Origin of the sequence: Shimazuella kribbensis DSM 45090 (assembly GCF_000428065.1) — a bacterium.
Taxonomy (GTDB): Bacteria; Bacillota; Bacilli; order Thermoactinomycetales; family Thermoactinomycetaceae; genus Shimazuella; species Shimazuella kribbensis.
Genome location: NZ_ATZF01000002.1, coordinates 467,856 through 479,687 on the forward strand (window position 1 = coordinate 467,856; position 11,832 = coordinate 479,687).

The following is an 11,832-nucleotide window of genomic DNA, read 5'->3' on the forward strand; positions in this document are numbered from 1 at the left end:
GAACTATTCCTCCTTATGAGCAACCACGTTATCTGCTGTGGCTATTGCTTGTTGTAATTTCTCTGCCAGCCTACTGCTGTGCGGTTGTTGTAACATTGTAACGTGATTTCCTTCCACTATATTGGCATGAATGGTAGAAGTAGTCCATGGTGCCCAGTTGGAAGAACCGATGGTTTGACTTTGATCTTCTGCAACGAAAAGATGAATCGGAGCATCTACAATCGAACCTAACTCATAATTTGCAAACGCAATTCCGTTTGTTAGCCACACATGATTTTTGTGTTTTTCTTCTGTAGCTGCAAATTTTCCTGATTTCAACTGCTGATCGAGAAGTACACTTTCTTCTTTGTTGAGCCAAGTAGAATCAATCATCACTAACAGTTCTACTTGACCTCCCATTTTCTCCAGTTTAGCCGTAATCAGGTGAGCTAGTACTCCACCCATAGACCATCCAATGAAGCGATAGGGTCCATTCGGCTGTATCTGCTTGATCAAGGAAAGATAATAATCTGCCATTTCTTCCATATCCGCAATAACAACTGCTTCAGCTTCGTACCCTCTGGATTGAATTCCATAAATCGTCTGATCTTTCCCCAATTGGTTTACAAGATCAGAGTAAGCCAGTATTCCTCCACCTTGTCCATGAATGAGAAACAATGGTGTTTGATTTGGATCGCCTTGTTGCATAGCGATAACAGTGTGTATGGGTTGATCGTGCTCTAAATAATAGCACAATTCAGCAATCGTAGGATATTGGAATAACAACGATAGTGGCATCGTATACTCTAGTTCTTGCTCGACTCGTGACACTATAGCAAGCGCATCAAACGAATGTCCACCTAGTTCAAAAAAGTTTTGCTGTCCATCAATAGATTGTTGTTCTAATACTTCTTCCCAAATTTGAGTCATGGAAACAATTAATTTTGTGTTATTGGAAACTGGACGATATTTTTGCAAAGAAACCTCTTCATCTTTATCTAAATTCTCTAACTGACAAAATTGCCCTAGCTTTTGACTTGGGTCTTCTATCATTTTTTCTAGCAAAGCAATGAGCTGATCTAGAAAAGCCTTCACTTCCGTTTCCGTATAACAAGGCGAAGAAAATTGGAATTTCAACATCAATTGCTCACCTGGTCCAGAAACCAAAACCAATGGTATGTTACTTTGATCTTGCACAGATAAGTCGGTTATCTGTAGGTCATCAGAAGCATTTTCTTTGGATACCGATGTAGGATAGTTTTCAAATACAAAGAGTGTTTCAAACAATGGTACACCTCGTGGTATCTCACTCCAACCTTGTATATCAACAAGTGATGCATATTCGTACTTGCGTTGTTCCGATTGTTGCAATTGGAGATGCTGTAACCAATCGATTAAACGATCATCTCCATTTACTTTTACTCTCGCCGGCAACGATTGAATAAACAATCCTACCATCTTCTCTATTCCAGACAGTTCCGCAGGTCTTCCTGAGCTGGTCATACCATAAACGATATCTTCTTGTTTGCTTTGTTGTTGGAGAAGAAAAACCCATGCACCTTGAACTACTGTGCTCATCGTCAGTTGGTGTTGTTTTGCAAAATGCTTAATCGCCTCTGTTTTTTGCTTTGACACATATCGATGGATACTTTGCGAAGTTTGCTCTCCTATACGTTTTCGTTGCAAAGTTGGCTTAGTGATTCCTTGTAACTGGGTTTCCCAAAATGTTTTCGCTTCGTCATGCGATTGTTTGGATAGCCATTTGATATAGTGCCGATATGCAGGAGCAACCTTCGGCAACTGTTGTCGATGATACAACGGTACAAGCTCTTGCATGATCAATGGAATGCTCCAACCGTCCAATAAAATATGGTGATGAGTCCATACCATGACCCCTTTACCGAGACCAAGCTGAATAAAAGCAACCCTCATAAGTGGGGCAGAAGCGAGGTCAAAAGGATCTACTTGATCTTTTTTCATCCAGTTGGATAAGAAAACTCGCTGTTCTTCTGGTGCAATGTGTTGCCAATCCATTTGTTTCACTTGTAAAGGTACCGACTCATGTATTACTTGATGTGGCTCTTCTAATCCTTTGCTCCAAAACGAGGTTCGCAAGATATCATGGCGAGCAATCAACTGCTCCCACGCACTTATCCATCGAGAAGGATTCCATTGTCCTTCTAATGTTAATGCCAGCTGGGTAATATATTCCCCTTTGGTTTGGGCAAAAAGAGAATGAAAGTACATCCCTTTTTGCAACGGAGCAAGCGGATATATATCCTCCGCACCCCTTGTCGGTAAGAATGCAAAATGTTGAGGCTTTAGTTTCGCCAACGGAAAATCAGCTGGAGTATATATTTGCTCTGAAGTCTCCACCAATTTCGAAACAATTATGCGAATCTCTTGACACACAGCAGAAAGCAATCTTTCCATAGTTTCTTTGCGATACATATTTTGGCTGTATTTTAAGGTGAAAGTGAGTTGATCACCTGAAATAACGCCAATAGCATCCAGTAAATAGGGTCTTTTCATGGAAGGAAATACGGTCTCTCCTACTGCCTCCGGTGCACCAATCAAAGTCCCTGATTCCTGATCTAGCTGTCTAAACTGCCCTAAGTAATTAAAACTAATAGGACTTACGCTCTGTTTTTGACCACTTTTGATTGACTCATAAGCATTGTGACGCAGCTCTTTCACCAAACGCAATGCTTCTAATGCTGTCGCATTTGTTTTTACTCCAAAAGATGCGGTGTACAGTTTGGTAAACCAACCAATTGTTCGAGAAACATCAATCTCATCTCCAAGTGCATCCCTACCATGTCCCTCCAAGTCTATGAAAATATCGGTATTTTCTACCCATTTTATGAGAGTCCGAACAAAAGCAGTCAGCAAAATATCTTCCACTTTGGCAGATGCCTGCATCAAACGACGGCTTTCATCCATGGCAAACGAGTAGGTCACTAGCAGACTAGAAGCCTCTGTATTTTCCCCTTGTATATCTACCGGAATTTCAAAAGTAGGTAAAGTTATGTTCTTTTCTACAGGTACTTGTTTTATTTGCTCTGCCCATCTCTGATAGGAAGTTGTTTTCATTGGCAAATTCATCGGTTGTTGCCCGTGAAGTTGGTTACACAGAGTTGCCAAATCTTCGAGAAGGATCCGCCAAGAAACACCATCGATTACTAAGTGATGAGCGATAATCAATAAGCAAGGATGTTCTTTTTTGCCAAGATCAAAATAAATTAATCGTGTAATAGGACCATCTGACACATGCAAACTACGCTGATAATAATCAGCCAAACGCTTCATTTCTAGATGTTGACCTTCGTTCTCAAAACTTGATAAATCATGCACACGGATAGAAACTTGATTTTCGACATCTCCATATTCGGATCTCCAACCATTCTCACTCTGGTGAAACTGCAAACGAAGAGCATCGTGGTGATCATGTAGTTTCTGCCACGCCTCTCCAACTTGTTCGGATGGGAGAGAAACACGAAGTTGAACCATTACTGCTTGATTAAAATGATGGGCATTGGCTGGTTCTTGTGCAAAGTACCAAGATTGAATGGGTGTCAACTCTACACTGCCAGTCAAAATTCCTTGATCTACATCCGTACCACGTTTTTGAATAGCCACTTTGGCAAGTTCTGCAATCGTCTGAAATTGAAACATTTGTTTTGGTGTGATACGAATACCAAATGGAGCAGTTTTTGCGATAACTTGTAAACTAAGAATGGAATCCCCACCCAAACGGAAGAAGTTATCATTTCTATTCACGGACGCAAGACCTAATACTTCTTTCCATACATCCGCCAACTTCTTTTCTATTTCTCCTTTTGGAAGCTCATCCATCAGCACATGGGAAGTTGGGATTGGTAAAGCTTTCCGATCCACTTTTCCATTTTCCGTAAGCGGGAATTCTTCCAATAATACATAAGAAGCTGGCACCATATAGTCAGGAAGGAGACCTACCAAGTGATCTCGTATCACATCTGTATCGATTGTTGCATGTATAGTTAAGTAGGCAATCAATTTACCCTCTTTGGCAATGACCAATGCATCCTTGATTGCTGGCATCTGGGCTATGGTCGTTTCGATCTCGCCTAACTCTACACGAAATCCTCGGATTTTTACTTGGTGATCCATTCTACCCAAGAAAGCGATCTTTCCATCGGAACGATAACGCACCAAATCACCTGTACGATAAATCCTTCCAAACTGATCATGTTGAATAAATCGTTCATCCGTGAGTCTTGGTTGACCTACATATCCTCTCGCTAAACCATCCCCACCTACATATAACTCACCTACCGCTCCCATTGGTACTTGCTGTAGTAAATCATTGAGTATAAATGCTGTAGTACCTGAAATTGGCTTACCAATCGGAAGGGAATCACCTGACCAATCCTGTGGTACACGATAGCAACAACTAAATGTCGTATTTTCCGTAGGTCCATAACCGTTGATAACTTGTACAGATCCTAACTTCAATACTTTCTGAACATGGACAGGGGAAACGACATCTCCACCTGTTAGCAATTGTTTTATCCCTTTAAAGGCAGCTAACTGATGATCTACCATTAAGCGAAATAATCCAGCTGTCAACCACAAAGTCGTAACCTGATAAGACCGAATCGCTTCTCCCAACTCGGATAGGGATGGCAATTCAGGTGGCATGATTACCAATTTTGCTCCATTTAATAACGATCCCCAGATCTCAAATGTTGCTGCATCAAATGCAACAGGAGCCAACTGTAAAAACACATCTTCAGATGAAAAAGTAACATAGTTCGTATTTTTTACCAATCGAATGATACCTCTTTGGGTGATCTCTACTCCTTTCGGTTTCCCTGTTGAACCGGAGGTATACATCACATATGCCAAGGAATCAATCGTCGCCTGCGGAGGAGGATTCGATGTATTCTCTTGCGCCATTCTTTTACGCTCTTGATCCAGTAAACAACAATCTATTTGTTTCTCTCGGAAACGATCTATCCATTTTTCTTCTGTAATGACAAATGTAACTCCAGAGTCTTCCACCAAATGTTGGAACCGTTCTTTGGGATAAGAAACATCAAATGGAACATAGGCAGATCCTGATTTGACAGTCGCTAAAATCGCAATGAGAAGATCAGGAGAACGATCGAGACAAATGCCGATTTTTGATTCTGGTCTCATGCCTTTCTTCTGTAAAAAGTGAGCCAATTGGTTCGCCTTGTGATTTACCTCTTCATAGGTCATGGATAGAAATGATGATTGAAGTGCAATTTTCTTGCTTCGAAGTGCTACTTGCTCTTCCCAAAGCTCTGCTAAGGAACATGTTGGATAATTGGCGATCAACTGGTTTTGCTGGTTGAGAAGCGCTTCTTCTTCAGATGTTCGCAATGAAATCTTCCGAATTGGTTGTGCTGGATCTTTTATGATCGCTTCTAGCATCTGTAAATATTGTTTGATCATCTGATCTACTGTTGCTTCATGAAATAAATCTGCATTATACTCCCATGCTCCTTGTAATCCTTCTGGAGTATCCATGAGAGTGAGAGTGATATCATATTTTGCTGTATCTTGTACCAACGGAAAGGTGGATAATTGGAGATCCGTAACATCTTCTTCCTGAACAGGCATGTTCTGCAAAACAAACATCACTTGGAAAAGGGGAGTGTGTCTGAGACTCCTCTCTGGTGCAAGTTCATCTACTATTTTTTCAAAAGGTACCGATTGATGAGCATAGGCTTCCAGCGATGTCTGACGAACTCGCCCTAGCAATTCTTGAAAACTCGGATTTCCTGATAGATCTGTTCGAAAAACAAGTGTATTGACAAAAAAACCGATCAAATCCTCTAGCTCTGTTCTTGTTCTGCCTGCAATAGGACTTCCTACAGAAATATCCTCTTGACCACTATAGCGAGATAACCACGTTTGCCAAGAAGCAAGTAAAGTCATGAATAGTGTCGATCCTTCTTCTTGACTCAACTGTTTTAAACTTGCCGTCAGTTCAAGTGGTACACCAAAAGATTTGGTATTCCCACGAAATGTTTGTTCAGAAGGCCTGGCTTGATCTGTAGGAAGATGGAGCATTGGTGCATCTTGTAATTTTTGTTTCCAGTAATGTAAGTGCTCCATTAACTGTTGACTTTCGATATATGCTTGCTGCCAAGCACTGTAATCACGATATTGCAATTTCATTGGCTCGACATTCTCTGATTTCCCTTTGGTATTGGATTCATAAATTCGGAACAACTCATTTCCAAATATTCCAAGTGACCATCCATCGACAATAATGTGATGAAACGTAAATAACAAAACCCATTTGTCATCCGCTTCTTGATAAAGGTTTACCCTCCATAATGGACCATCTGTTAGCGAAAAAGACTGATGATAAGCTCGTGTCATCAGAACTTCCATCGAATCTTCTTCCTCTCGAATGTCCGTAAAAGAAAAATGGATAGGCGGAACTTGATGAATCACTTGAATCGGAATACCATCTCGTTTTGTAAAAGTAGTACGTAAACTTTCATGTCGAATAGCAATAGCTTGCAGAGCCCTGCGAAATGCGAAAACATCCAATTTACCTGATATTCTCATCGCATAAGGAAGATGATAGGTTGTTTTGTCGTCAAGCATCTGATCAAGAAACCATAATCTTCTCTGACCATAAGAAGCTGGTGCATATTGATTGGAACGATCGAGAATAGGTATCTCCGATAACTTCTCCGATTGCTGATCCTCTAGATTTATTTTTGCAGTAAGTTCTCTAATGGTAGGAAATTCGAAAATATAAGCTAATGGTATATTTTTGTTCCAAATTTCAGCTAATTTCGAGCTCACTTGTGTTGCTAATAAGGAATGACCACCAAGTTGAAAGAAATGATCATCAGCTTGAATATTTTTAACACCCAATACTTGTTCCCAAACTCCTGCAACAATCTCTTCCGCTGGAGATAACACAGAAGCCTGTTCATCTAATCTTCTTAGACCAGTGGGATCTGGTAATCTACTTCGGTCGACTTTTCCATTCGGAGTCAGCGGAAACTCATCTAAATAAACAAATTGATTTGGCACCATATAGCTTGGAATAAATAGGTTGAGGTATGCTTCATAATCTGTCTGTCTGTTGGTTGTGATAACATATGCTATTAATCGATTTTCCTTGGCTACAACAATCGCTTTTTCTACATCTGGACTAGCATGAAGTGCTGCTTCGATTTCGCCTAGTTCAATACGAAACCCTCTGATTTTCACTTGATGATCCACACGTCCAATATAATGGAGTGTGCCGCTCACATCATAGGTAACTAAATCCCCTGTCCGATACACTTTTTGGCTTTGATCGATAGGATGTGTTACATATCTTTCTGCTGTTAATCCTTCTCGATTGAGGTATCCTCTAGTCAACCCGTCTCCACCTAAATAGAGTTCTCCTGGAATTCCAATTGGTACTGCTTGAAGTTGTGGATCAAGTACATAAGCAGATGTATTGTCAATTGGTTTGCCAATTGGTGGTGTTTCTCCTGTTTGTTTCTCTATCCATGCGTAGGTAGAGTAGGTAGTATCTTCTGATGGACCATACAAGTTATATACCTTTTCTATGTGCGGTAGTTGATATAACTCGTCTACTAAACTTCGTGGCAAGGGTTCCCCTGCTAAATTCATTGTTTTTACAGTATTAGGAATGGATCTCATTCGAATTAACTCATTTGCTGCGGATGGAACCGTATTGATAAGGGTTACAGGTACCTTTTTTGATGCATTAGCTAGAAAGAGAGCATTTTCTACTCCGACAACGGTTCCTCCATAACAAATGGGGAAGAACAGCTCAAACACAGATAAATCAAAACAAACAGAAGTGGACGCTAATACTCCACTGTATTCACTTGGTGAATATGTATTTTTAGCCCAATTTAAAAGCATAGAGACACTATGATGTTCGATCATGACACCTTTCGGTTTACCGGTTGAACCAGAGGTGTAAATCACATAGGCCAATTGTCTAGTTGTAAAACCTTGAGAATCGAGATCTTCTGTTGGACATCCTTCCAAATTGATCGTATCCAAGCAACAGGCTTTTGTAGTTGGTGAAGTCACCAGATCTGCTAAACTTTTGGTTGTAATGACAATCTCAGCCTTCGAATCTGCCAACATATAAGCAATCCGCTCTTTGGGATAATTGGGATCCAAAGGCACATATGCTCCTTCAGCTTTTAAAACCCCAAGTAAACTTACCAATATATTAACAGATCGTGGTAAACAAACACCCACCATTTTATTTGGTCCTACACCTGATTGTTTCAAAAAATGCGCCAATTGATTGGCTTGTTGATTCAACTCTTCATAAGTTAGTGATTCATCTCCCCAAGTTACGGCAATTTGCTGAGGCGTTTGCTTTACTTGTTCTTCAAACATATGATGAATCAATCTTGAATCAGCTGGTACGGAGGTTTGATTCCAATCCTCTAAAATCATCTTCGCTTCAGGCTTGGTAAGGATGGTTAATTCATTGACTTTTAGATTAGGGTTATCAACCATTTGCTCCAAAACTAAAACAAAACGCATCAACGTGTCTTCCATTGTCGATCGAGCGAATCGATCAGCTTGGTACATTAATTTTAGCTGGGTCGTTTCTCCAGGAGTACAAACCAATGTTATGGGGTAATGGGTTTCTTCTTTTCCTTCCACATTCGTTATCTTCCATTTGGATTCTGTTGCACTAGCATCTTGACTAATGGGGTAATTTTCGACTACCACAATACTCTCAAAGAGATCTGTACCACGCGGCACTTCACTCCAACCATGTATATCTACTAACGATGGTAGGGAGTGCTCTCTAGCATCTACTTGATTTGCTTGAAGTTTTGTCAACCATGTTTGAATATTTTCTTGCCCAAGCCTCACACGAACAGGAGTGGTAGTAATAAAGAGACCAACCATATCCTCTGATCCTATCAACTCTGTAGGTCTTCCTGAAGAAGTTGCTCCAAATACAATATCAGTCGTATGGTGTGTTCTTCCAAGAAGTAATCCCCATGCTCCTTGTAATAACGTGCTGATAGTCAATCGATTTTCTTTTGCCATCTTCTGTATACGACGGGTAACCTCTGCTGATAGTATTTCGGTAACAGATTGATATCCTTTTTCTTTGGTTTCTTTCCTGTCAAACCGAAGAGCAAGTGGAGTATCAAATCCTTTTAGTTGCTCTTGCCAAAACACCTTAGCTGTAGCAAGATCTTGCCTTTTTAGCCATGCAATATAATCCCGATATGGTTTGGGAGTAGACAATTGCAGAAATTGTCCTTGTGAGAATGCCTCGTAATATTGAAACACCTCACTGAGCACAATCGGCAAACTCCATCCATCCATCAATACATGATGATAACTCCATATACATGTAATCGTATCATCAGCCGTTTGCAAAAAAGTAAAACGCATCAATGGAGGCTCATCGAGATCGAACTTTCGTTCCCGATCCCGCCGTTCTGCTTCTCTTCTTTCGACTTCTTGTGCTTCCCTTGATAGATGACGTAAGTCTACTTCAATGGAAGGTATGGATACTCCAGAAAATACAAGTTGCTGTGGTTCTACATTTTCACCCCATAAAAAAGCAGTTCGCAAAATGGTATGTCGATGGATCACTTCTTGCCATGCTTGAAGAAAAGCGGGGAGTACAAACTCCCCTTGAATCGTAAAGGATAACTGAGCAATATACATGCCATCACTTTGTGCCATTTCTGAATGAAGTAACATCCCGTGTTGAAGTGGTGTGAGAGTATACATATCCTCCAAATTTAGAGATACATCGTTTTCTTCCAACCTTTATCTCCCCTTGGATTTTTTTTGTAGAAATTGCAGTACTTTTTTCATATCTTTTTTGGAAAGATCCGCCTCCGGGAAATCAGATGCCGTCATTCCCATATTCTTCTCTTTTCCGGTAATCAAAGTGTATAGATGAGATTGAAAGTACTGTTTAAAACTTTCCATGGTCGTTTTGTTGTGCATATTTTGACTATATAACCATGTTATTTGTAATTGCCCTTGGTAAATTACGGCAATAACATCAAGCAAATGGGGACGAACCGCCTCTAATGCGATTGTATGACCGGCAGATTCCTGTGCTGTTCCTCTTATCAATCCTTGCTGATCTTTTTGCTGAACTGGGTTAAATTTCCCCAAGTAGTTAAAGCTGATTGTTGCATCTACTTCCTCTAAAGGAGTTGGATGAAGGTGACGAAGCATTCCATATCCAATTCCTTTTTTATTGGCTTCACGTAATGTGTCCTTCACTACTTGTAGTGCTTCTCCAATAACCGATGATGTTAACTCAAACGTAACTGGATAAAGAGAAGTAAACCAACCAACCGTACGAGACAAATCGATTCCTTCTTGCTCCTGTCGTCCATGTCCTTCTAGATGAATAGTATGTTTCTTTTGCCCCGTCCATTTCTGCAAAGCTTGCATGAAAGCTGTTAGCAAAATCTCTTCGATCGTTGCATGTGTTCTTCCTGTTGTTTCTGATACTAATTTTTCTGTTTCCTCAGGTGACAACAGTACCTGCATTTGTTCTACAGATTTCTCTGTGTTCATGCCCCATTTATCTTGCGGCAAATTCGTATTACTCACTTGTTCCCAATATGTTCGCTGTTCCTCGATCTCGGTTGAAATAGCCCATTCTTGCAAATGTTTCGCCCATTGGCGATACGAACTAGTCTTTGCTGGGAGAAAGATCGATTTGCCTGCTACTAGCTGCTGGTAAATCGTCTCCACATCTTCGAGCACAATTCGCCACGACACCCCATCCATAATCAAATGGTGGGCAACCAATAATAATCTTCCCTCCTCTTGGGATAAACGGAACCAAATCGCCCGGAACAAAGGACCATCTGTCAGGTGCAGACTGGCTTGTGCTTCTTCTGCTCGCTGTTCCAACTCCGCAATCGGGTTGGACGCTGCTTGCAGATCGATGATTTCCAATTCGATGTTGTTTTCTGCTTGGTATATTTGCTTCCATCCCTTATCTGTTGGCACAAAACGCATCCGCAACGCATCGTGATGAAGGACCAAAGCTTCAATCGTCTCTTGCAACTTCGTTTCGTTGACTTCACCTGTGGTAACCATCATGCTCTGGTTGAAGTGATGGGGATGTTTGGTCTCTTCTAAGAACCATTGTTGAATCGGGAGCAATGGCACGTCTCCCACTAATGTTCCTTGTTCTCCTACTACTTGGGCTTCGGTCTCAGCCACACTGGCTAAAGTGGCAATCGTCTGATGGGCAAAGAGTTGTTTGGGCTTGAGTATCATTCCTTTTTCCCGTGCTCGGGAGACCACTTGAATACTAAGAATCGAATCCCCTCCTAAGTGGAAGAAATTATCGTGAATCCCAATCGGCGATTTCCCCAATAACGACTCCCAGATCGCTATCAATGTTGCTTCGATTTCGGTTTCCGCTGCGGTATAGCTTTCTTCTGGTGTTTCTTCTGGTGCTGGCAAAACTTTGCGATCGATTTTGCCATTGGCTGTCAATGGGAAGTGCTCAATGGTTTGGAATACGGACGGNACCATGTAATCAGGCAGTTTGTTTGCCAGCCAACTACGCCATTGTTTGGATTCTCCCGTGCCTTGGATGTAGGCAATCAAGCGACCTGCTTGTGCAATCACCACCGCTTGCTCAATCAATGGATGCGATTGCAAGTGACTTTCGATCTCTCCGAGCTCCACTCGGAATCCACGAATACTCACTTGGGTATCTTTTCGTCCCAAGAAATGCAATTGTCCCTTCGCATCCCAGCGAACGATGTCGCCTGTGGCATAAAGTCTGCCCCATTTGGGATGCGTAATAAAGCGTTCTTCGGTCCAATC

At 41.2% G+C, this 11,832-nt stretch carries 2 protein-coding genes; both read right to left on the reverse strand.

Annotated elements, in window-relative coordinates; genetic code table 11:
- Positions 1–3 precede the first annotated feature (3 nt).
- Positions 4–9,789, reverse strand: coding sequence for a non-ribosomal peptide synthetase (locus A3GQ_RS23540; RefSeq protein ID WP_051271250.1), 9,786 nt, complete (start codon positions 9,787–9,789; stop codon positions 4–6).
- Positions 9,790–9,792: 3 nt separating this feature from the next.
- Positions 9,793–11,712 carry a condensation domain-containing protein gene (locus tag A3GQ_RS23545; protein ID WP_425423360.1) on the reverse strand — a complete coding sequence of 640 codons (1,920 nt, stop codon included), beginning with the start codon at positions 11,710–11,712 and terminating at the stop codon, positions 9,793–9,795.
- Positions 11,713–11,832: the final 120 nt, after the last annotated feature.